Genomic DNA, 22324 nt, shown 5'->3' with positions numbered 1-22324 from the left:
TAGATTTAAAACGCCCAGTTACCTTTACGGAAGATAGGCTCATGTCTGCCATCAGCAGTAATACCGTCAATATCAAGCTCAGCTGATCCAATCATAAAGTCGTTGTGTGTGATACTAGCGTTTGCGCCGTTTTCAGCAAGTTCTTCTTTAGACATTGTTTTTCCGCCAACTAAGTTAAATGCGTAAGCATTTCCAATCGCAAGGTGGCAAGATGCATTTTCGTCAAATAGTGTATTGTAGAATAAAACATTTGTGTTTGAAATTGGTGAGTCATGAGGTACTAAAGCTACTTCCCCTAAGAAGTGAGAACCTTCATCTGTTTCTACTAAATGTTTTAAAGCTTCTTCACCAGCTTCAGCTTTATAGTCTACGATACGTCCGTTTTCAAATGTTAACGTGAAATTATCGATAATATTACCTGCAAATACTAACGGTTTTGTACTAGAAACTTGGCCGTTTACACCTGTTTTAAGTGGCATTGTAAATACTTCTTCAGTTGGAATATTAGCCATAAATGGTACGTTCTTTTCATTTAAGCTACCAGCACCAGCCCATACATGTTTTTCTGGAAGTTCGATTGTTAAATCTGTTCCAGGACCTGTATAGTGAAGAGCTTTATAATGCTTTTCGTTTAAGTAATCCACTTTTGTATGTAATGTTTCATCATGTTCTTTCCATGCTTCTACAGGGTTTTCTAAATCAGCACGAGTAGCTTTGAAAATAGCATCCCATAACTTTGCTTCTTGTTCTTCTGGCGCTACGTCAGGGAATACTTTCGCAGCCCATTCTTTCGTAGGAACAGAAATTACACACCAACTTACTTTATCTGCTTGTACGTAATCACGGTATACTTTCATTGCTTCTCCAGCTACTTTATGAGCTGTTGCGATACGCGATGGTTCTACACCTTTTAATAAATCAGGGTTTTCTGCATAGATAGACATAAATGCAGCGCCTTCTTTTGCTAATTCTTCACGAGCATGTGCTTTCCAAGATGGAAATTCAGCGAAAGCTTCTTCAGGAGCTAGATCGAATTTTAAGCGTGTTAACGTCTCATCATTCCAATCTACATATACGTGTTTTGCACCAGATTTATATGCTTTTTCTGTAACGAGGCGTACAAATTGTACAGCTTCAAGAGGTGCACTAATTGATAAAGTTTGTCCAGGTTGAATATTAACACCAACATTAACTGCAAGAGCAGCATATTTCTCTAACGTTTGTTCAAATGACATATGTATAATCTCCTTTAATTTGAAAGATTTCTTACTATATATAATACAAGAAAATTCTAAAAATATATATAAATATAAAGTAAAAAGAGAGCTCAAAATGTATTGAGCTCTTATATTTACTTAATTGAAGAAGCAAACTGCTCTACAGTCGTTGTATGGTGTATACGAACGCGCTTCATCTTTAACAATTCATCAGGTTCACCCTTCGTAATGAATTGGCCAGGCTTTGTCGTCGTCGCAAATTGATAATACTTCTTCGTTTCTGTAACAACCTTATCATCTACATGACCGAATGGATAAGCAATCGCGATAACAGGCTTACCTGTTATTTTTTCTAGCTTTTCTTTTGAACCTTTTAACTCTTCCTCATAGTTTGTAATTTTCGGTAAGTCTGCATGTGTTGCAGTATGAGATTGCACCGAGAAAATGCCGGAATCAACCATTTCTTTTATTTCAGAAGTAGACAATGCTCCTTCTACATCAACGTTATCAACAATCATATATTCTGTTGCTGCCGGTTTAAAAGTATCATCTTTTAGCTTTTGTAAAATGCGAAATGCATTCATATTATTTTTCATACCGTCATCAAATGTAACGAAAATCGGCTTATTTACTTTATTTATATCGCCCCAGCGTTCAAAGGTTAACAGCGTATAACCATTGTCCTTTAAATATTTCATTTGTGCTTCAAAGTTAGCTGGTGATACGAATAAGTCTTTAATGCCTTGACCATGATAATCATCAATTGCGTGATACATAAGAACAGGAACCTTTTGTTCGAAAGTAATAGTAGATTTCGTAAGCGGGATTGTTTTCCCATCTTCTTTCATTCCTGTTGCTTCAATTTGGAACTCACCGCGTTTTCCTTCAAATTCTTTTATGTCAAAAGGAATTGTAAATTGTTTCTCCTTTTCTTTAGAAGAAAAAGATTTAGCACGTTCCTTTCCATCAGCTGTGCGCCAAATTTTATATTGTACTTCATTTAAAGAATCTTTTAAGTCTGTAATATGAATACTTGTGTTTGTAGATTCGTGTGTGATGGGAGTATAAGAAATTTTACCTTGTTCGTGTAGAGTCTCTTTTTGTATAGCTACTTCTTGAACCTTTTTCTCTTTTTTAGGTTCTTGGCTTACATTGCTAGTATTGCAGCCTGCTAGAATGGCAGACGTACATAAAGCAATTGCTGCGTATTTTCTCATAAAAATCACCTTCTATTGTGTAGTATGTTGCATATTGACATTAAAATCCCCACCGCTATAAGAGTGGTGGGGATATACCCTTGTTCATCATATCATTTGAAGAAAATGAGGGGAATATGATTTTTAGGAGGCTATTAAGGTAATAGATTAGTGACTTTGAATAGATGTATTTTTTTGTTTCTTATTAGAATTAATAATAATATAACCGACTACAAAGATAAGAGGAATAATGAAGACATAGATAGGCATTCCCCATACATAATAGCTTTTCAGCGTTAAGACTAGTAAATGTAAGAAATCGAAAAGGGCGTGAATTTTCATAAGGTCCTCCAATGTTTTTTACAAATTATAACATTTAATACTTGTTATTTGTATAATTTGGAAAGTGATTTAAGCTAATTTTAAAGTAAGAAGAAGACTTATTAATATGCAATTTTGCATACAGATATGGATTTTATTAAAATATAAAGATTTTATACTATAATAAAAACCGCTATAAAACTAAGTAAGAACAATGTATGGAGTGGAGAATAGAAATGAAATATAAAAAAATAATATATATCTTTTTCATATCACTATTTATAGTTGGTTGCCAAAGTGAAGTGAGTAAAGCGAATAGTGTGGAAGAGTATATTCCATCGCATCTTATGAATGCGGAAGTGACGGCGGATATTATGACACTAGAGATGGAACCAGATACTCTTAAAAAGGTAGGGAGTATTGGTCAAAGAATGAGAGAGCATCTAGCGAGTAATATGGAATGGTATTTAAAATATGTAGAAGAACATGCAGAGAAAAAAAGTTTTCCATATCACCCTAATTTCGGTGTTACAAAAGAAGAGTATGAGTTTGTACTAAATGCAATTGATCAAAGTAAATTGGTTAATACAAAAGATGGAAAGCTGAAATTTAAGAAAAAAAATGATCATGAAGTAGAGATTTTTTCAAGTGAAAGTATAAAGCTCCTTAAATATGTAGTTATTAATACGAAGAAGAATACAGTAAAAACATCTCTAGGCGAATGTGAATATTTTGGAGAAATACTGGCGTCACCAGAACAGAAGTTAACTGGTCCTTGGCACGGAAAACAATGGATGTTAAAAAAAGATGATTTAATATATATATTTTCTTTAGGGAAAATGGAAGCAGAAAATAAATCAATTATTGATATTTCGGTGAAAGGTAAATATAAGGGGGAAATTATTAATAAGGAAGAGGCATTAGAGTTTTCTTCAGTTTCTTAAATGATGATAATAAAAAAATCACCTTGCTGTCTAAGCAAAGGTGATTTTTTATTAAATAAACAATCCAGCGATTGTCGCAGATAAAATAGAAGCAAGTGTTGATGCAAATAGCATTTTCCAACCAAATTTAGAAACAACGCTTCCTTGTTTTTCAGAAAGGGCACGGATTGTACCAACGATTGCACCAATTTGGCTAATACTTGCGAAGCTAATTAAGAATACTGTAACGATTCCAACTGTACGTGGAGCTAATGTTGTAGCTGTGTCTTTTAAATCAAGGATTGCTACAAACTCGTTTAAAACAATCTTCGTACCCATAATACCACCAGCTGGGATAATATCTTGAGTTGGAATACCCATTAAGAATGCGAATGGAGAAAGTACGTAACCGAAGATTTGTTGTAAAGTAACAGCATGTCCCATTGCGCCTGAAGCTGCACTAATTACGTAGTTTACAACTTCCATCACACCGATAAAGGCGATCATTAATGCGGCAACGATACCAGCTACTTTTAAACCATCAAGCGCACCGTTAATCATTGCGCCGATAAAGCTGTCCCCGAATAGAGTTCTATCAAATTTTTGAATCACTTCATCTTCTTTCTTCGTATCAACTGGTGTTAATAAAGAACAAACGATTAAGCTTGAGAATAAATTTAGCGGAAGAGCTGCTAGTACGTATTTTGCATCTAACATCATTACGTATGATGCTGTAACAGAAGCAGAAACGGAGCTCATCGCAGAACAACAAATAATAAACATACGGTTTTTATTGAAATGCTGTAAATCGTTTTTAATAACGATTAATGCTTCACTTGAACCGAAGAATACAGAGTTTACTGCGTGGAATGACTCAACGCGTGGTAAACCAGTAATTTTTGAAATTGCACCGCCGACAACGCGAACGATGAATGGTAAAACACCTAAATAACTAAAGATTGAAAGTAGTGCTGAGAAAAATACGATAATTAATAATACGTTTAAGAAAAAGACAAAATCTCTTTGAATTCCATTAAAGAGAAAATCGACACCTGTCGTACCAAGTTTAATTAGTTTGTTGAAAACTTTACTAATGAAAATAATGATTTGTTGACCAATCTTTGTAGCAAACATAAACCAACCGATTAAAATTTGGAAACCAATCATAATTGCAATTGCACGGAAGTTGATTTTACTTTTGTTGTTTGACAAAGCAAAACATAAACCTAACACGGCAATAATACCGATAATGCTCATTACATATTGCATGTAGTTGCCCCTTTCAGAAGTTCGTATAAAGTTTGTACATAAAACGCTCGTTATATTACTAAAAATAAAGGAATGAGGTTTTATGTCATACGTAAGATGTCTGACCTTTTAGAAAAATAAAAATAAAAAAAGACCCATATGGATTCACTTTCATCTATGAGAGAAAGCTAATCAATATGAGTCCTTTTTTGCGCATAGGCTAATATTCATTAGTTTTCCCCATAGTCCAGCAATTTAAGGTTGCCGGGTAGAAACTCTCGATCCATATTATCAAGTATATATGAGGTAACATCGTCCGTATTAAATTAGTAGTAGCGTAACATTAACAGAGAACTATCGTCAATAGCTTTTTTTCTTCCAATAGAAAAAGACTATATAAGTATGATAAAATGTAACGCAGTGTTATGAAAAAGAGAGGTCGGAAAATGAGTACTAAAATGACGCCACCAGTTGAGAAAAACGAGTTTATAGATGTAGTATTTGAAGATTTAACACATGATGGTGCCGGTGTTGCGAAAGTAAAGGGCTATCCTATTTTCGTTAAAAACGGATTACCAGGTGAAGAAGCGCAAATTAAAATTATTAAAGTGAAGAAAAACTTCGCATTTGGTCGTTTAATGAAGCTTCATACAGAAAGTCCATATCGTAAAGATGCAGAATGCCCAGTATATAATCAGTGCGGCGGTTGTCAGCTTCAGCACTTAACTTATGAAGGACAATTACAGGCGAAAGAAAAACAAGTACGTGACGTTATGCAGCGCATTGGAGGACTAGGTGATGTTCCTGTGCATCCTGTACTTGGCATGAAAAATCCGTGGGTATATCGCAATAAAGCACAAGTACCAATCGGAGAACGTGAAGGCGGACTTGTAGCTGGTTTCTATCGCCAAGGAACGCATGACATCATTAATATGGAATCATGCTTAATTCAGGCAGAAGAAAACGATACATTAATCCAAGAAGTAAAACGTATTTGTGAAAAGCACGGTATTACTGCATACAACGAAGAGCGTAATAAAGGAACACTTCGTCACGTAATGGCTCGTTACGGACAAGTAACAGGGGAAATTATGCTTGTCTTCATTACACGTACAGCAGAATTGCCGAACAAAAACGCAATCATTGAAGAAATTGCAGCGAAATTCCCAGAAGTAAAATCCATTGTTCAAAACGTAAATACGAAGCGTACGAATGTAATCTTCGGAGATAAAACGACAGTACTGTACGGATCAGAATATATTTATGACTTTATCGGTGACATTAAATTTGCGATTTCAGCACGTTCATTCTATCAAGTAAATCCAGAACAAACGAAAGTGCTATACGATAAAACGTTAGAATACGCAAAATTAAATGGTAACGAAACAGTAATTGATGCCTATTGCGGAATCGGATCAATCTCGTTATTCCTAGCGCAAAAAGCGAAAAAAGTGTACGGCGTTGAAATCGTCCCAGAAGCAATTGAAGACGCAAACCGAAATGCAACACTAAACAACATGACAAACGCTGAATTTGGGGTAGGAGAAGCAGAAGTAGTCATTCCAAAATGGTACAAAGAAGGCGTAATTGCTGACACAATGGTCGTAGACCCACCGCGTAAAGGCTGTGACGAAGCATTACTAAACACAATCATCGACATGAAGCCAAACCGCGTCGTATACGTATCATGTAACCCAGCAACATTAGCACGTGATTTAAAAGTACTAGAAGAAGGCGGATATAAAACACAGGAAGTACAACCTGTTGATATGTTCCCGCATACGACGCATGTGGAGTGTGTGGCTTGGCTTAAGTTAGTATAATAGGAAAGCAGTTGATATAGAAAAAATCTATACCACCTGCTTTTTGGTTTACAAAAATACCATTCATAAGCGATTTTAGTTAAAATAAATATTGCTGATTTTCACAAATTATAAATTGAGATTTTGAAATTGTATTCATAGTGAGAGGATTTGAATTTGAAATGATAGATAATTTTTGGCGTGAATTACCACGACCATTTTTCGTACTTGCACCAATGGAAGATGTGACAGACGTTGTTTTCCGTCACGTAGTAAGTGAAGCTGGTCGTCCGGACGTATTCTTCACAGAGTTTACAAACTCGGATAGCTATTGTCATCCAGAAGGTATGAAAAGTGTACGTGGCCGTTTAATTTTTACAGAAGATGAACAACCGATGGTGGCACATATTTGGGGAGACAATCCCGAATACTTCCGTCAAATGAGTATCGGTATGGCAGAGCTAGGATTTAAAGGCATCGATATTAACATGGGTTGCCCTGTACCGAACGTAGCATCAAGAGGAAAAGGTAGTGGTCTTATTCTACGTCCAGACGTTGCGGCAGAACTTATTCAAGCAGCAAAAGCGGGCGGACTACCTGTCAGCGTAAAAACACGACTGGGCTTTAAAGAGTTAAGCGAATGGGAAGATTGGTTAACGCATATTTTCAAACAAGATATTGCAAATCTTTCTATTCATTTACGCACAAGAGAAGAAATGAGCCAAGTAGATGCGCACTGGGAACTAATTCCGGAAATCAAAAAATTACGTGACCGCATTGCACCCAATACGTTAATAACAATCAATGGAGACATCCTTGATCGTAAAATGGGACTGGAACTTGCTGAAAAATACGGCATTGATGGCGTAATGATCGGACGAGGCATCTTCAAAAATCCATTTGCGTTTGAAAAAGAGCCAAGAGAGCATAGCAGTAAAGAACATCTAGATCTTTTAAGACTACAACTTGATTTACAAGATCAATATGCAGAAGTACTGCCACGCTCAATCACAGGGCTTCACCGCTTCTTCAAAATTTATGTGAAGGGCTTCCCAGGAGCTGCGGAATTGAGAAATCAATTGATGAGCACGAAGTCGACGGATGAGGTGCGTGCTTTGTTGGATAAGTTTGAGGATAGTGTTGGTGTGGCTCAGGATAGTGAGACGGTTTAACTTTTAAGCAGTTAAATCATTTCATATGTAGTGCATGACATGAGTGAGTTGAAAATAAGTGCAGAGCTGGAAAAGAACAGTGTATTTGAGAAATCAAAGCACTGTTTTTTTCTTTTAGTTAATGTTAAGAGAGAAATCTTTTTATAGGCATATAAAAAACATGTAAGAGCTCTGTAGATACAATGATAGAGAAAAGTTCGGGTAAGACTATAAAACATATCTTTAAAATGTTAAAGTATTAATTTAGCGGACAATAACTAAAAGGTTAGATTAAACATGATAATTTAAAGCAGGTTATAGCATAAACTTTAACCGCTGAATAAATAATCAACATTTCAGGAGGAAACCCAATGGCAATGAGCAACAACGATATATTAAAAAGAGTAAGATACGCTTTAGATATAAGAGATATAGATATGGTGGAAATCTTTAAACTTGGCGGGATGGAAGTAACGAAAGAAGATGTAGTTGATATGCTTACAAAAATAAAAAGAGAGCCTCAGCACGAGCCTGAAAACCCTGATGTAATCGAAGATGAGTACGTATTAACATGCGATATGATGATGTTAGAGGCGTTTTTAAATGGATTTATTACTTTAAAAAGAGGGAAGCAAGATCCAAAACCAGGGCAGCCTGCACCTGTACAGAGCAAGGAGAGTGCCAATAACCTTCTTCTAAAGAAAATGAAAATCGCACTATCTTTAACGAGTGAGGATGTACTTGATATATTAGATAGCGTGGGCGTTACGGTAACAAAAGGAGAGTTAGGCGCTCTGTTAAGAAAAAAAGGCCATAAAAATTACAAAGAGTGCGGCGATAAATACGCAAGGAATTTCATTAAAGGATTAGCTGTAAAGTATAGAGGATAATGAGTTCGTTAAAGCAGTAAATGATATAATAGGTAGAGTAGGACGTTTGTATCCTACTCTTTTTTATTTGTAAAAATACTATGCTAGGTGATGAAATGGTACATACATATTTAGGTGAGACAATTAATTTTCATATAACTTATAAGAAGAAAAAGTCCGTGCGTCTTTTTGTAGATTCATACGGAAATGTGGAAGTGCAAGCTCCGAAAGGAACACCTGTTGAATACTTAGTCCAGTTGCTAGAGGAGAAGTGGGATTGGATTCAGACAACACGTAAGGAAATGCAGGAGCGAGCGCATGGACCACAGGAAAAGGATTACGATCAAGGAGAGGGCTTTTTGTATTTAGGGAATACGTATCCGATACAGATTTCCCAAGATATAAGCATTGAGCAAGACAATGCAATTTTTGAAGGAGATAAGTTACATATTTATGTGAAAGAGCTTAAGGATGAGAAAATACAACAAGCTTTAAAACGATTTTATTATAAGCAGTGTAAAACTTTAGTAGAGAAGAGTATTAAAGCGTATCAAAGTAATTTCAAAACAAAACCACGTTCTATTCGTATTACAGATAGTAGTCGTACTTGGGGTACTTGCGATTCGAATTTACAACTAACATTCAATTGGAAGCTAGCAATGGCACCACAGCGAGTAATTGACTATGTAGTCGTTCATGAAATGTGTCATATGGTTCATTTAAATCATGATCGCTCTTTTTGGCGTCTTGTCGGGAAGATAATGCCTGATTATAAGGAAATGGAGAATTGGTTAGCGTTATCTAGTTGGAAGATGACGGTTTAGGAAGGGATATCGATTTTTGTCTGTAAATCGATATTTCTTGTCGAATCGTTGATATATTGTGAGTTTTGATAGATATATTTTAAAAATCGTTGATATAATTTCATTTACTACAGGATTGTTCAACAAATCGAAAAGAGAAGAGGTCACAGCAGACATCTCCTCTTTTCGAGTATATAGATTAGCGTCCAAACATCACAACAAAATCCCCATCCACTTTCTCCATCTCAAACCCACGATACCCCTCCGAAAGCAAAGCCTGCTGTCCACTAGCATCACTCATTAGAATACTTTGAACATCTGTCCAATCGTTTTCCTTATCTCTGCGCAATTCCTTCACAAAAACATACCGCAGACTACCACCATACTTCTCCTTCAGCGCAGCAATCTCCATCCCTTGCGTAAACTTATCCTTCAAGCTCGGAATGTTAAAAGGAGCAACGGTGCAGCATACGTAATCATATTTGCTTTCTTCTTTTTGCAATTCTTCCATAATGACTTTTGCTAATATTTTTTGCATACCATTTCCTCGGTAGTTCGGATGAACGTTTGAGATTTCTTGATAGATGACGCGGTGTAGTTCACTTTCTGGCAAACCAATATCAAGTCCTAAATGTTCTTCGTCGATAGGAGGGACGAGTAGGGCACGAAATGCGATGAGTTCGTTTTCGATAAAAGCACCGATCATCATGCCGTTTCCTTCTAGAATGTATTGAAATTCTTCTTGTGAGAGTGGTTGTAAACGACTTTTATCTTCTAATGCTTTAACTACGATGTTTTGTAGTGATAAAATTTGTTCGATGTGCTCTAGTGATAGTAATGTAACGTGAAATGATTCGTTATTTTGTTTTAATGTTCCTTCGTATAGAACCGTCATATGATAGTCCTCCTTTAGCGTACAACGTCTTGAAAGACGGTTAGTTCTTGTAGTGTATCTTCGTTTATTTCAATGCCGAGTCCGGGCTTTTCGTTTAAGCGAATGAATGGTACATCATAATGTAAGTTTCCGATGTCTTTTGTGAATTTTAATGGTCCTGTTAGCTCTACGCTCGTAATGATTTTCTTTGAGAAAGCGACATGAAATCCTGCGGAAGAGGCAACAGATGATTCGACCATTGATCCCACTTGGCATTCAATGCCTGCCATTTCTGCTTGATGAGCGAGCTTTACAGCTGGATATATGCCGCCGCATTTCATTAGTTTTATATTTACTTTATCAGCAGCTTCTAATTTAATAATTTGGCGCATTTCACGAGAACTTTTTAATCCTTCATCAATCATAAGCGGGAGGTCTGTTTTAGAACGAATATGAGCCATGGCATCAATAGCGTCCGCGATAACAGGTTGTTCAATCCAGTCAATGTTTAAATGTCCTAATGAACGCAGTGCTGTTAATGTGTTTGCGCTATTTTTCCAGCCTTGGTTTACATCAACGCGAATAGCAATGTCATTTCCTACACGTTCTCGTACAGCTTCAATACGTTTCACATCTTCTTTTACATTCGTACCAACTTTCATTTTGAAAGATTGGTAACCTTTTTGAATCATAGAAGCAGCTTCTTCAGCCATATCTTCAGGATCGGCAATACTTAAAACGTGAGTGACAGGGAATTCTTCATGATAGCGCCCGCCAATTAATTGATATACAGGTTGATTTAGTTTTTTGCCCATTATATCAAAACAAGCAATATCAATTGCGGCCTTCGCTGTTGGAACACCGTAAATTGTATTGTCCATCATGTCGTGTATTTTTTCGATATTCATTGGATTTTGTCCGATTAGGCCCAGGGTTAGCGTATGTTTTAAAGTATGGAAAGTACTTTCCCATGATTCACCTGTGACGTGATCATCAGCAACGCCTTCACCGTAACCGATAATACCTTCATCTGTTTCCATTTTGACGATAATAGAGGGCATATCAGAATAAGAGCCATAACTAATAACAAACGGATTGCGAAGCGGTAAACGAATTGCGTAAAGATGAATAGCTGTAATTTTCATTGAATAGAAACCCCTTCCTGTTTACAATAGTTTTATACATTTGATATAGTTGACGTTAAATAGTCGTTAATTAATGATAAGGAGTTAGAGAAAATGATGATAAAAATTGCAGTTGTCGGTTCAAAGGAGTTTATGGAGAACCTTTTTCCTATTGCTCAAAAATTAGAGGGAATAGAAATTGATCCATATATTTACCTTCATTCGGCGGAATCTTCTGAACTATTAAAGTGTCTAAAGCCTTGTGATGTCATCTTTTTCTCAGGTGCTTTACCTTATTATATGGCAAAAGAAATAAGAGAACAATTACGAATTCCAAGTACATACTTACAGCAAGACGAGACAACTGTCGCATCTTCAATTCTTTCTATCATGTATCATCAAAGTATTCAACCACATAACATTTCCATCGATTTAGTAGACCGCTCGTTTATTACAAATGTGTTCCATGATATCGGTATAAAAGAAAGTCCGCAAGTGTTGGATTATGAAAATATGCTGTGGAGTAAAGATGAGATAAATAGAGTTATCGATTTTCATGTAGCTAAATATCAATCTGGAGAAGCTCATTTAGCTTTAACTAGTATTCACGCTGTTTACGACGAGCTTCAAAAAATAGGTGTTCCTTCAGAGCGCATGATTGATCCAACACAATCCATTATATATGGGCTAAACGATGCAAAAATAAAAGCTGAGTTAGCAAAAAGCTATTCAGCTACTGTTGGTGCTTGTATTATTTCTTCCTTAGAATTACGAGCGAGTTTGCTTGAAAAACTAGATGTCATTTCAAAAGAACTACGTGGTTCATTTAAACAAGTGGATGAAATGACATGCATTTTGTATACAACTCGTGGTGATATCGAATCAATTATTAAAACAAATGCAATAGATAACTTGTTTGCGAGCGTAGAAGGAACGATAGCTATTGGATTTGGTTATGGGAAAACCGTGAAAGAAGCGGAGCAAAATGCAAAAATTGCTCAAAGTTTTGCAAAGAACAATCCAATAGATCGTTGTTTTTATATACTAACAAGTGATAAAGATTTGTTTGGGCCGTTCCCGAAAGAACAGAGAGTACAAAGTTTGAAAAATGATAATCCGGAACTAATGAAAATAGCGAAGGAAACGAAGCTTAGTCCGGCGAACTTGTCAAAAATCATTCAATTTAGTCAATCGCATCCGTCATTGAAGTTTACAGCAGCTGACCTTTCTGAGTACTTACAAGTGACTCGAAGATCGACAGAAAGGTTGTTAAAGAAATTAGTTGATTACGGGTATGCTCATATTTGCGGCGAGGAAATGCCCTATCAACAAGGGCGACCTCGCGCACTATATGAACTGAATTTACCGCTATTTTTAAGCTTCTAGTTGAGCTTTTTGTTTCTTTAGCAGTTCTGCTTTTTCAATGTCTGATAGTTTTACAATTGTGAAACCTGTTATACCATAAATGATTGAGATAATAGGTACGATGAAATTCAAAATAGCATAAGGGGCATATTCAAATGCACCTACGCCAAGTGTAGCGAGAATAAATACACCGCACGTATTCCAAGGAACGAAGACAGAAGTTAATGTTCCGCCATCTTCTAATGCTCTGGATAAGTTTTTTGAATGTAGTCCTTTTTCTGTGTAGGCATTTGCGTACATTCTTGAAGGGACAACAATTGAAATATATTGTTCAGAGCAAGTAAGGTTTGTTGCAAAACAAGATGCGATAGTAGAAGCGATAAGCCCTTTTGCTGATTTCGCTAACTTTAAAATTTGATTTACAATTGAGCGAAGAATACCTGTATGTTCTAATACTCCTCCGAAAGTCATAGCGACAATTGTCATAGAGACTGTATTCATCATCGAATCTAAGCCACCGCGGTTAAATAGTTCGTCTACTAGCTTGTTTCCAGTGTCTATAACAAATCCAGCTTGGAGTGCACCGACAGATGCTGAGACAGAACCACCTTGAATAAAGACTTGTGATAAAAATCCTAAAATAATACCGACGAGAATCGCTGGTATAGCAGGGACCTTTTTAGCGACCAATACCATAACGACTACGGGTATAATGAGTAGGAAAGGTGAGATAACAAAGTTTTGTTGCAATACTTGTAACGTTTGATCGATGCTCTTCGCATCAATATTGTTAGCGCCGAAGCTTCTTCCTAAGAGAGCATAGACGATAAGAGTAATAATTAAACCTGGAACTGTAGTAAATAACATGTGACGAATGTGTGCGAATAAATCTGTATTTGTTAATCCTGCGGCTAAGTTAGTTGTGTCTGAAAGCGGTGACATTTTATCGCCAAAATAAGAGCCTGAAATAATGGCACCAGCAACCATTGGAGCTGGGATTCCCATACTTAGGCCAATTCCCATTCCAGCAACACCAATTGTCCCCATTGTAGACCAAGAGCTACCAATTGCTAATGCAACGATAGAACAAATGACGGTAATGGAAACTAAAAATAGTGATGGAGTTAAAAGTTTTAAACCGTAATAAATCATCGTTGCGACGATTCCACCGCCAATCCAAGCACCAATTGTTAAGCCAACAAGAATAATAATGACGATAGCAGGTAATGCAAGACGAATCCCTTTATACATTGCTTCTTCAAGATCATTCCATTTGTAACCGTAACGCCAAGCGACAATAGAAGCAACGGTTGTACCGATAATAAGTGGAACGTGAGGGCTTTGTTTTAATACAACAATTGTAACCATCATAACTGCAACGGTAATGATAATAGGGATAATCGCTATTCCAAAAGGTATTTCTTTTTTCATAAAGTTCCTCCTTGTTACGTATTTTTGTTTGTATTTTTAGAATTGTCGTAAAATAGACGTTTATTAGGTTATGATAACTAAAAGTTTATGTAAGCGTCAACATAAAAAACAGAAAATAAGGAATGTTCTAGTTGTTTGTTTAGTTTGTAATATAAGTGCAGAGTAAGATTTTTAAGTGTTTAAAAATAAATAATTGACTTTTTTCTTAAAATTCAATATGTTCATAAAAACATCTGTTTTTCATAAGTATAATTAACCCGAATCGTTTGTAATGTGGGAAGGAGACTGGAACGTTGAAAACATTAGAGCTACAAGAGCGCTTAACGGAGATTTTTCAGCATTTACACGAAAACCCTGAAGTAAGTTGGAAAGAATATGAAACGACAGCGTATATTACTGACTTTTTAAAAGAAGAAGGAATTTCATATAGAACATTTGATGATTGTCCAGGTGTAATTGCTGAGATTGGAGGCGGGAATCCAGTTATTGCGATTCGTGCTGATATGGATGCACTTTGGCAAGAAGTAAATGGAGAATTTAAAGCGAACCATTCATGTGGCCATGATGCTCATATGACCATTGTAATGGGACTTATTTTACAATTGAAAAATATGAGATGGAAAAGTGGTACGGTTAGATTTATTTTTCAGCCGGCAGAAGAGAAGGGGAATGGTGCTTTAAAGATGGTGGAGAAAGGTGCTGTAGATGATGCTGATTTCTTATTTGGCGTCCATCTAAGACCAATTGAAGAACTATCTTTGAAACAAGCAGCCTCATCTATTCGCCATGGAGCAGCAGGATTTTTAGAGGGTATGATTCATGGGGAGGATGCACACGGGGCAAGACCACACCAAGGTGTGAATGCAATTGATGTCATTTCCATGATTAATATCGGTTTGAAAAATATTTGGCTGCCACCGCAAAGTTCTTATTCAGTAAAAATGACGAGATGCCAAGCTGGTGGTGATAATTTAAATATTATTCCGGGAAATGGTCATTTCAGTTTAGATGTAAGAGCAGAGAGTAATATACTATTAGAAGAATTAAAGAAAAAGATTGAGCATGTAATAGAATCAGCTGCATCGATGGGGTCGAAAACTTCATACGAATGGATGGATCTTGCACCAGGAGCAGAGGTTTCCGAAGAAGCAGAGCGCTTTATGCGTAAAGGTATTCTCGAAGTGTATGGGGAAGAGAGATGCACAGGGCCTCTCTATACGACAGGAAGCGATGATTTCCATTACTATACAGTGAAAAGACCACATTTAAAAGCTGTCATGCTTGGACTAGGAGCAGACCTACAACCTGGATTACACCATCCGTATATGAGGTTTGATCATAGTTGTATTATGGATGGGGTAGAAATATTGAAACAAACTGTATTGAAAGTGTTAGAAGACAGGGGCTAAAGAGCTCCTGTTTTTTTGTCGTGAATTGTCGGTAAATCGATATATTTGAAAAATCGTTGATATATTTGGAGTTATGATAGATATATTGAGAAAATCGTTGATATATTTGAAGTTACGATAGATATATTAAGAAAATCGTTAATATAATTTCACGTATCTATTAATTTGATGAAAAATGAGCCTCCAGTACATGGTGTATAATAATAAGTACCATTTTTTAATAGGAGAAAACGAATGAACGAACAATATTACGATGCAGTTTTACATATAAAAACAGTCGGTGAGCAAAAAGGATTTAACAAATCTATGCATTATCACCGTTATGAACCGACGCCGTATAGCGGATTAGATGAGTTACTGAATCAATATGAAATAAAAAGTAGTGACCGAATTGTAGACTTTGGGTGCGGAAAAGGGCGATTAAACTTTTATATGCATCATAAATGTGGTGCATCAGCAGTTGGAATTGAAATGAATGAAGAGTTTTATAAAGAAGCGATCGATAATCGAGATCGTTATGTCCGAAAGGCACGAAACAGTAAGGGGAAAATTCAATTCCAATGTTGTTTAGCGCAGGAATATGAGATTGATCCACATGATAATAGGTTTTATTTCTTTAATCCGTTTTCTGTGCAAGTGTTTATGAATGTAGTAAATAACATTTTGTTTTCAGTAGAAAACACGGGGAGAGAAGTGGATATTATTTTATATTATCCTTCTGAGGACTATATTTTCTTCTTAGAAAATCAGACTGCGTTTGAGCTGAAGAAAGAAGTTAGATTGCCAGGTGCTTATGAGAAGAATGGGAATGAGAGGTTTTTAGTTTATACATTAGGGTAATAAAAAACAGGTGCCAAGGCACCTGTTTTTATTAGTTACGGATTAAGTAATCAAATGCACCTAAAGCTGCGTTTGCACCTGAACCCATAGAGATGATAATTTGTTTGTACGGATTATTTGTACAGTCACCTGCAGCAAACACTCCTGGTACGTTTGTAGCACCGTACTTGTCTGTTACGATTTCACCGCGAACGCGTTCAACTGTTTCGCCTAACCAGTCTGTGTTTGGCACAAGACCGATTTGTACGAATACACCTTGTAATTCAACGTGATGAACTTCTTCAGTTTCACGATCGATGTAAGAAATACCGTTTACTTTATCAGTACCAGTGATTTCTTTCGTTTGAACGTTTTTCAGAACAGTTACGTTTGGTAAGCTGTTAAGACGCTCTTGTAATACAGCATCAGCTTTTAATTCTGGCATGAATTCAAGAACAGTTACGTGCTTAACGATACCTGCTAAGTCGATAGCTGCTTCAATACCAGAGTTACCACCGCCGATAACTGCTACGTCTTTGCCAGTGAATAATGGACCGTCACAGTGTGGGCAGTATGCTACACCTTTATTTTTGAACTCAGCTTCACCTGGTACGCCAACATTACGCCAGCGAGCACCTGTAGAAACGATTACGCTCTTACTTTTCAGAATAGCACCGTTTTCAAGTTCCACTTCAATAAGTTCTTTTTTCTCTAAACGTTTGGCACGTTGTAGATTCATTACATCGATGTCGTATTCTTTTACGTGCTCTTCAAGGCTTGCTACTAGCTTAGGACCTTCAGTCTTTTTTACGCTGATGAAGTTCTCAATGCCCATAGTATCCATTACTTGACCACCGAAGCGCTCAGCAACGATACCAGTGCGGATGCCTTTACGTGCTGCGTAAATTGCTGCACTTGCACCAGCAGGGCCGCCACCAACAACAAGAACATCGTATGGATCTTTATCAGAAAGCTCTGATGCATCTGGACCGTTACCCATTTTCGCTAAAATTTCTTCAAGTGTCATACGACCGCTTCCGAAAGATTCGCCGTTTAGGTAAACAGTTGGTACTGCCATGATGTCTTTACTTTCTACTTCCTCTTTGAATGCAGCGCCATCAATCATAGTATGTGTAATACTAGAGTTAAGAACGCTCATTGCGTTAAGAGCTTGTACAACATCAGGACAGTTATGACAACTTAGGCTGATATAAGATTCAAAATGATATTCGCCTTGAATGTTTTTAATTTGATCGATTAATTTTTGTTCAATCTTTGGAGCGCGTCCACTTACTTGTAGTAAAGCTAACACTAGTGATGTAAATTCGTGTCCTAATGGAATACCAGCGAATACGACACCAGTGTCTTCATCAGGGCGGTTTACGCTAAAGCTTGGTGTTCTCTCTAATTCAACTTTTTCTACTGTAATCTTAGATGACATAGTAGCTAATTCGTCTACTAGAGCTAACATATCTTTAGATACGTTATCATCTCCTGCGCTTACTTTAAGTAAAATATCGTTCTCCATTAACTGAAGGTATTGGGATAGTTGTGTTTTTATATCTGCATCTAGTATCATTTTGATCGAACTCCTTAGATTTTGCCTACAAGGTCAAGGCTTGGTTTAAGTGTTGCAGAACCCTCTTGCCATTTAGCTGGGCAAACTTCACCTGGGTTGTTACGTACGTATTGAGCAGCTTTAATTTTGTTAACAAGAATGCTTGCGTCACGGCCGATACCGTCAGCATTGATTTCCATAGATTGGATAACGCCGTCTGGATCGATGATGAATGTACCACGAGCAGCAAGACCTTCTTCTTCCATTAAAACGTTGAAGTTTGTAGTGATTGTGCGAGTTGGGTCACCAATCATGATGTACTCGATTTTGCCGATAGTTTCTGAGCTATCATGCCATGCTTTGTGAGTGAAGTGAGTGTCTGTAGATACAGAGTATACTTCAACGCCTAAGTCTTTTAGAGTTGCGTATTGGTTTTGTAAGTCTTCAAGTTCAGTTGGGCAAACGAATGTGAAGTCAGCTGGGTAGAAACAAACTACACTCCATTTTCCTTTTAAACTTTCGTCAGTAACTTGGATAAATTCTCCATTATGGTAAGCATTAGCTTTAAACGGTTTTACTTCTGTGCCGATTAATAACATGTTAAAATTCCTCCTAAATGTTGGTTTTGAGCATCAAAAAATAGTGTGCTCATAAAATATATTTTTTAATTAACTATAATAATTCTAATTCGATATTAATTATCATATAGAAGTGGTTATTTTGTCAAGAGAATAAACCAACTTTATACCAATTTAATTAATATTTATTCTCAATTAAGACTAACAGGGAATGGAAAGGTAACTTTAAGTTTATAAATTTTCAATGATTGTTTGAAAGAGTAGTGTGTATGTTAGAGATAGTGTGTAAGTTTAATTTCTTAGGAAGGAAATATTTCTTAGAGGTTGTGGTTTTGAAAAGGAACTGCTTACTTCTATTTTACAAAGAATTTTGTGATAAATAAAATAAAATGAATCGGAAATTTTTTGAACAATTTTTGTCATCTCAAATATATAATTAGGAAGTATATTACGATGATAGTTAGAAACATTGACTCAAAGTGCTAACAAGATATAATAAAATCTAGATATAACTTTCAAAAAGAAGAATACATATTTATAAGATGAAAAAATTCAACCTATTATTTTTTATAGCTTTTAGAAAACGCTTACAGTTAGTATGGAGGGGAAACCATGTCTAAGTTCAAGAAGTATTTTTTAATGGAAGCTAACGATGTGATTGCATATGTGAAAGAGAAATTATCTAAGTTTGAACATGCAAAGGGGTTACAGTGTAAAGAAATAGGTGATGGCAATTTAAATTATGTGTTCCGCGTTTGGGATGAAAAAGAGAACATGTCTGTCATCGTAAAGCAAGCTGGGGATACAGCGCGCATTTCAGATGAGTTTAAGTTGTCGACAAATCGTATTCGTATAGAATCAGATGTTTTGCAGTTAGAGGATGAGTTAGCACCTGGACTTGTTCCTAAGGTGTATTTATTTGATAGTGTGATGAATTGTTGCGTAATGGAAGATTTATCGGATCATACAATATTACGTACAGCACTTATAAATCATCAAATATTTCCGCAGCTTGCTGACGACTTAACTACTTTTATGGTAAATACACTTTTATTAACATCGGATGTTGTAATGAATCATAAAGAGAAGAAGGAACTTGTGAAGAATTTTATAAATCCTGAATTATGTGAGATTACAGAAGACCTCGTATACGCTGAGCCATTTACAAATCATAATAAGCGTAATGAGCTGTTTCCGTTAAATGAAGGATGGATTAGGGAGCATATTTATAGTGATAAAGAGCTTCGTATGGAAGTAGCGAAACGTAAATTTTCTTTTATGACAAATGCACAGGCGCTTATTCATGGTGATTTACATACTGGTTCTGTTTTTGTAAGAGAGGATTCTACAAAGGTTATTGATCCTGAGTTTGCTTTTTATGGACCTATGGGATATGACGTTGGGAATGTAATGGCGAATTTAATGTTTGCTTGGGTGAATGCAGATGCAACGATGCCATCTGGAGCTGAGAAAGATACGTATATGGATTGGTTACAAACTACGATGGTAGAGGTAATTGATTTATTTAAGAAGAAGTTTTTAGATGCTTGGGATATTCATGTGACCGAGATTATGGCGAAAGAAGAAGGCTTTAACGAAGTCTATTTACAATCTGTATTAGAGGATACAGCTGCAGTGACAGGTCTGGAATTAATCCGCCGTATTGTTGGATTAGCGAAAGTAAAAGATATTACTTGTATTGAGAATGAGGAAGCACGTGCTAGAGCGGAGCGAATTTGTCTTCAAGTAGCAAAGAGTTTTATTTTACGAGCGAATCAATATAGAACGGGCACAAGTTTTGTAGAAACATTAAAAGAACAGTCAATGCACTACGCGAAGTAAGGGGAGAAGATGATGGAAGAGCAATTAATACCCATTCAGTGGAAAGATGATTCTTTAGTTTTGTTAGATCAAACATTATTACCGAATGAGGTTGTCTATGAATCTTTCAAGACAGCTGAAAGCGTGTGGGATGCCATTCAAGTAATGAAAGTAAGAGGAGCGCCAGCGATTGGTGTTTCGGCAGCGTATGGTGTGTATTTAGGTGCTAAGGAAGTTACTCAAAGTACGATAGAAGACTTTATAGCAGAAGTCAAAAAGGTGTGTGCATATTTGGCAACATCAAGGCCGACAGCAGTAAATCTATTTTGGGCACTTGAAAGAATGGAGGCAATCGCGGCGGAGAACTTACATTTATCAATTGCTCAGTTGAAAGATAGATTACTAGAAGAGGCAAAAGAAATTCATAGAGAAGATGAGGAAATTAACCGTCAAATCGGGGAACATGCATTAACGTTATTCCATGATGGAATGGGAGTATTAACACATTGTAATGCTGGTGCGTTAGCGACGACTAAGTATGGTACTGCGACAGCTCCAATGTACTTAGCGAAAGAAAAAGGATGGGACTTAAAAATCTATTCAGATGAAACTCGTCCTAGGTTACAAGGTTCAACGTTAACAGCATTAGAACTGCAGCGAGCGGGCATTGATGTTACTGTTATTACGGATAATATGGCAGCTATGGTCATGTCACAAGGGAAGATTGATGTGGTAATTGTTGGATGCGACCGTGTGGCAGCAAATGGTGATGTAGCAAATAAAATTGGCACATTAGGCTTATCTATTTTAGCGAAATACTACAACATTCCGTTTTATGTAGCAGCACCAACACCAACAATTGATTTAAAAACACCGACAGGAAAAGAAATCCCAATCGAGGAAAGAGATGGTTCTGAAGTGATTAATCGCTTCGGACAATATTCTGCTCCGAAAGAAAGTAAAGTATATAATCCAGCATTTGATGTTACGCCACATGAAAATGTAACAGCGATTATTACAGAAAAAGGAATTGTCAAGGCACCATTTACGGAAAACTTAAAAAAGCTATTTTAGTAAGTAGATAGATACAAAGTCAGTCATCATAAGCTTCATACTTAGGGGGATGTATATGTTATTACAAAAAGAAAGAGAAGAAATTGTAGCATACGGAAAGAAAATGATTTCTAGCGGTTTAACAAAGGGGACAGGCGGTAATATTAGTATTTTCAATCGTGAACAAGGTCTTGTTGCGATTAGCCCAAGTGGTTTAGAGTATTATGAAACAAAGCCTGAAGATGTAGTTATATTAAACCTAGATGGTGAAGTAGTAGAAGGAGAGAGAAAACCATCAAGTGAATTAGATATGCACCTTATTTACTATAGGAAGCGTGAAGATATAAATGCGCTTGTGCATACACATTCTCCTTACGCAAAGACGATTGCGTCATTAGGATGGGAGCTTCCTGCTGTGTCATATTTAATTGCTTTTGCAGGTCCGAATGTCCGCTGTGCGCCCTATGAAACATTTGGTACGAAGCAATTAGCGGATGCTGCTTTTGAAGGCATGATTGATCGTCGTGCTGTGCTACTTGCAAATCACGGTTTAATTGCTGGTGCAAATAATATAAAAATGGCGTTTACTGTTGCAGAAGAGATTGAGTTTTGTGCTCAAATTTATTATCAAACGAAAAGCGTTGGAGAACCGAAGCTATTGCCAGAAGATGAGATGGAGAATTTGGCGAAGAAGTTTGAAGGGTATGGGCAGCAGTAGAATGAAACGAAAACACCCTCAAGAAAAGATCTTGAGGGTGTTTT

General features: G+C 36.6%; 20 protein-coding genes and 1 riboswitch. Of the genes, 11 read left to right on the top strand and 9 right to left on the bottom strand.

Translation table 11 applies throughout. From position 1 onward, the window contains the following. Positions 1–5: 5 nt before the first annotated feature. From ACTFRH_RS23100 to ACTFRH_RS23090, 3 genes are all read right to left on the bottom strand, one after another. Positions 6–1235, bottom strand: a complete 1230-nt coding sequence (locus ACTFRH_RS23100; RefSeq protein ID WP_000007357.1) for an aminopeptidase — start codon at positions 1233–1235, stop codon at positions 6–8. A 116-nt stretch (positions 1236–1351) separates the two neighbouring features. Then, complete coding sequence (locus tag ACTFRH_RS23095; RefSeq protein WP_001233733.1) at positions 1352–2434, bottom strand: polysaccharide deacetylase family protein; 1083 nt, start codon at positions 2432–2434, stop codon at positions 1352–1354. A 147-nt stretch (positions 2435–2581) separates the two neighbouring features. Continuing rightward, positions 2582–2755: a hypothetical protein gene (locus ACTFRH_RS23090; RefSeq protein WP_000690673.1), complete on the bottom strand. Its 174-nt coding sequence runs from the start codon at positions 2753–2755 to the stop codon at positions 2582–2584. 215 nt (positions 2756–2970) lie between these two features. Here ACTFRH_RS23090 and ACTFRH_RS23085 point away from each other — a divergent pair, with 215 nt between their 5' ends. Beyond that, positions 2971–3678 carry a hypothetical protein gene (locus tag ACTFRH_RS23085; protein WP_000875609.1) on the top strand — a complete coding sequence of 236 codons (708 nt, stop codon included), beginning with the start codon at positions 2971–2973 and terminating at the stop codon, positions 3676–3678. Between the two features lie 51 nt (positions 3679–3729). Here ACTFRH_RS23085 and ACTFRH_RS23080 read toward each other — a convergent pair whose 3' ends face one another. Further along, complete coding sequence (locus ACTFRH_RS23080) at positions 3730–4926, bottom strand: NupC/NupG family nucleoside CNT transporter (protein ID WP_001200485.1); 1197 nt, start codon at positions 4924–4926, stop codon at positions 3730–3732. 202 nt (positions 4927–5128) lie between these two features. Next, positions 5129–5230: riboswitch (purine riboswitch) on the bottom strand. A gap of 121 nt (positions 5231–5351) precedes the next feature. On the opposite strand from ACTFRH_RS23080, the gene rlmD reads away from it, so the two are divergent. The 4 genes from rlmD (at position 5352) to ACTFRH_RS23060 (ending at position 9551) form a co-directional block, all read left to right on the top strand. Continuing rightward, on the top strand, positions 5352–6728 hold the full coding sequence (gene rlmD / locus ACTFRH_RS23075) for a 23S rRNA (uracil(1939)-C(5))-methyltransferase RlmD (protein ID WP_000105040.1): 1377 nt from the start codon (positions 5352–5354) through the stop codon (positions 6726–6728). Between the two features lie 161 nt (positions 6729–6889). Beyond that, the gene (locus ACTFRH_RS23070) at positions 6890–7879 is read left to right on the top strand and encodes a tRNA dihydrouridine synthase (RefSeq protein WP_000566708.1); all 990 of its coding nucleotides are present in this window, start codon (positions 6890–6892) and stop codon (positions 7877–7879) included. Between the two features lie 350 nt (positions 7880–8229). Continuing rightward, positions 8230–8748, top strand: a complete 519-nt coding sequence (locus tag ACTFRH_RS23065) for a DUF1456 family protein (RefSeq protein ID WP_001251741.1) — start codon at positions 8230–8232, stop codon at positions 8746–8748. A 95-nt stretch (positions 8749–8843) separates the two neighbouring features. After that, positions 8844–9551, top strand: coding sequence for a M48 family metallopeptidase (locus ACTFRH_RS23060; protein ID WP_000233768.1), 708 nt, complete (start codon positions 8844–8846; stop codon positions 9549–9551). Positions 9552–9729: 178 nt separating this feature from the next. On the opposite strand, the gene ACTFRH_RS23055 is transcribed toward ACTFRH_RS23060, so the two are convergent. Both ACTFRH_RS23055 and ACTFRH_RS23050 read right to left on the bottom strand, forming a co-directional pair. Beyond that, positions 9730–10425, bottom strand: coding sequence for a GNAT family N-acetyltransferase (locus ACTFRH_RS23055; protein ID WP_000217562.1), 696 nt, complete (start codon positions 10423–10425; stop codon positions 9730–9732). A gap of 14 nt (positions 10426–10439) precedes the next feature. After that, complete coding sequence (locus tag ACTFRH_RS23050) at positions 10440–11549, bottom strand: mandelate racemase/muconate lactonizing enzyme family protein (protein ID WP_000704484.1); 1110 nt, start codon at positions 11547–11549, stop codon at positions 10440–10442. A gap of 93 nt (positions 11550–11642) precedes the next feature. Here ACTFRH_RS23050 and ACTFRH_RS23045 point away from each other — a divergent pair, with 93 nt between their 5' ends. Next, on the top strand, positions 11643–12914 hold the full coding sequence (locus ACTFRH_RS23045; RefSeq protein WP_440048832.1) for a transcriptional regulator: 1272 nt from the start codon (positions 11643–11645) through the stop codon (positions 12912–12914). On the opposite strand, the gene nhaC is transcribed toward ACTFRH_RS23045, so the two are convergent. Further along, positions 12903–14324: a Na+/H+ antiporter NhaC gene (gene nhaC / locus ACTFRH_RS23040; RefSeq protein ID WP_000711511.1), complete on the bottom strand. Its 1422-nt coding sequence runs from the start codon at positions 14322–14324 to the stop codon at positions 12903–12905. The two genes, ACTFRH_RS23045 and nhaC, sit on opposite strands and share 12 nt — an antisense overlap. A gap of 293 nt (positions 14325–14617) precedes the next feature. Here nhaC and ACTFRH_RS23035 point away from each other — a divergent pair, with 293 nt between their 5' ends. Together ACTFRH_RS23035 and ACTFRH_RS23030 are read left to right on the top strand one after the other, a co-directional pair. Continuing rightward, positions 14618–15733 (top strand): M20 peptidase aminoacylase family protein, encoded by a 1116-nt coding sequence (locus ACTFRH_RS23035; RefSeq protein WP_000853517.1) that lies wholly within the window; start codon positions 14618–14620, stop codon positions 15731–15733. A gap of 234 nt (positions 15734–15967) precedes the next feature. After that, entirely contained in the window at positions 15968–16573 is a 606-nt protein-coding gene (locus tag ACTFRH_RS23030; RefSeq protein ID WP_001005612.1) for an SAM-dependent methyltransferase, read from the top strand. 31 nt (positions 16574–16604) lie between these two features. On the opposite strand, the gene ahpF is transcribed toward ACTFRH_RS23030, so the two are convergent. Beyond that, on the bottom strand, positions 16605–18131 hold the full coding sequence (ahpF, locus tag ACTFRH_RS23025; protein ID WP_000599498.1) for an alkyl hydroperoxide reductase subunit F: 1527 nt from the start codon (positions 18129–18131) through the stop codon (positions 16605–16607). 14 nt (positions 18132–18145) lie between these two features. Beyond that, positions 18146–18709: an alkyl hydroperoxide reductase subunit C gene (gene ahpC, locus ACTFRH_RS23020; RefSeq protein ID WP_000924420.1), complete on the bottom strand. Its 564-nt coding sequence runs from the start codon at positions 18707–18709 to the stop codon at positions 18146–18148. 591 nt (positions 18710–19300) lie between these two features. On the opposite strand from ahpC, the gene mtnK reads away from it, so the two are divergent. The 3 genes from mtnK to ACTFRH_RS23005 are packed head-to-tail and all read left to right on the top strand — an operon-like array spanning position 19301 to position 22280. After that, positions 19301–20530 (top strand): S-methyl-5-thioribose kinase, encoded by a 1230-nt coding sequence (mtnK, locus tag ACTFRH_RS23015; RefSeq protein ID WP_000032825.1) that lies wholly within the window; start codon positions 19301–19303, stop codon positions 20528–20530. Positions 20531–20542: 12 nt separating this feature from the next. Beyond that, complete coding sequence (gene mtnA, locus ACTFRH_RS23010) at positions 20543–21583, top strand: S-methyl-5-thioribose-1-phosphate isomerase (protein ID WP_000392499.1); 1041 nt, start codon at positions 20543–20545, stop codon at positions 21581–21583. Positions 21584–21638: 55 nt separating this feature from the next. Beyond that, entirely contained in the window at positions 21639–22280 is a 642-nt protein-coding gene (locus tag ACTFRH_RS23005; protein ID WP_000926555.1) for an L-fuculose-phosphate aldolase, read from the top strand. Positions 22281–22324: the final 44 nt, after the last annotated feature.

Source organism: Bacillus cereus group sp. MYBK216-1, assembly GCF_051916495.1.
GTDB lineage: Bacteria > Bacillota > Bacilli > Bacillales > Bacillaceae_G > Bacillus_A > Bacillus_A thuringiensis_K.
This window is presented reverse-complemented; position numbering and strand designations above follow the sequence as displayed.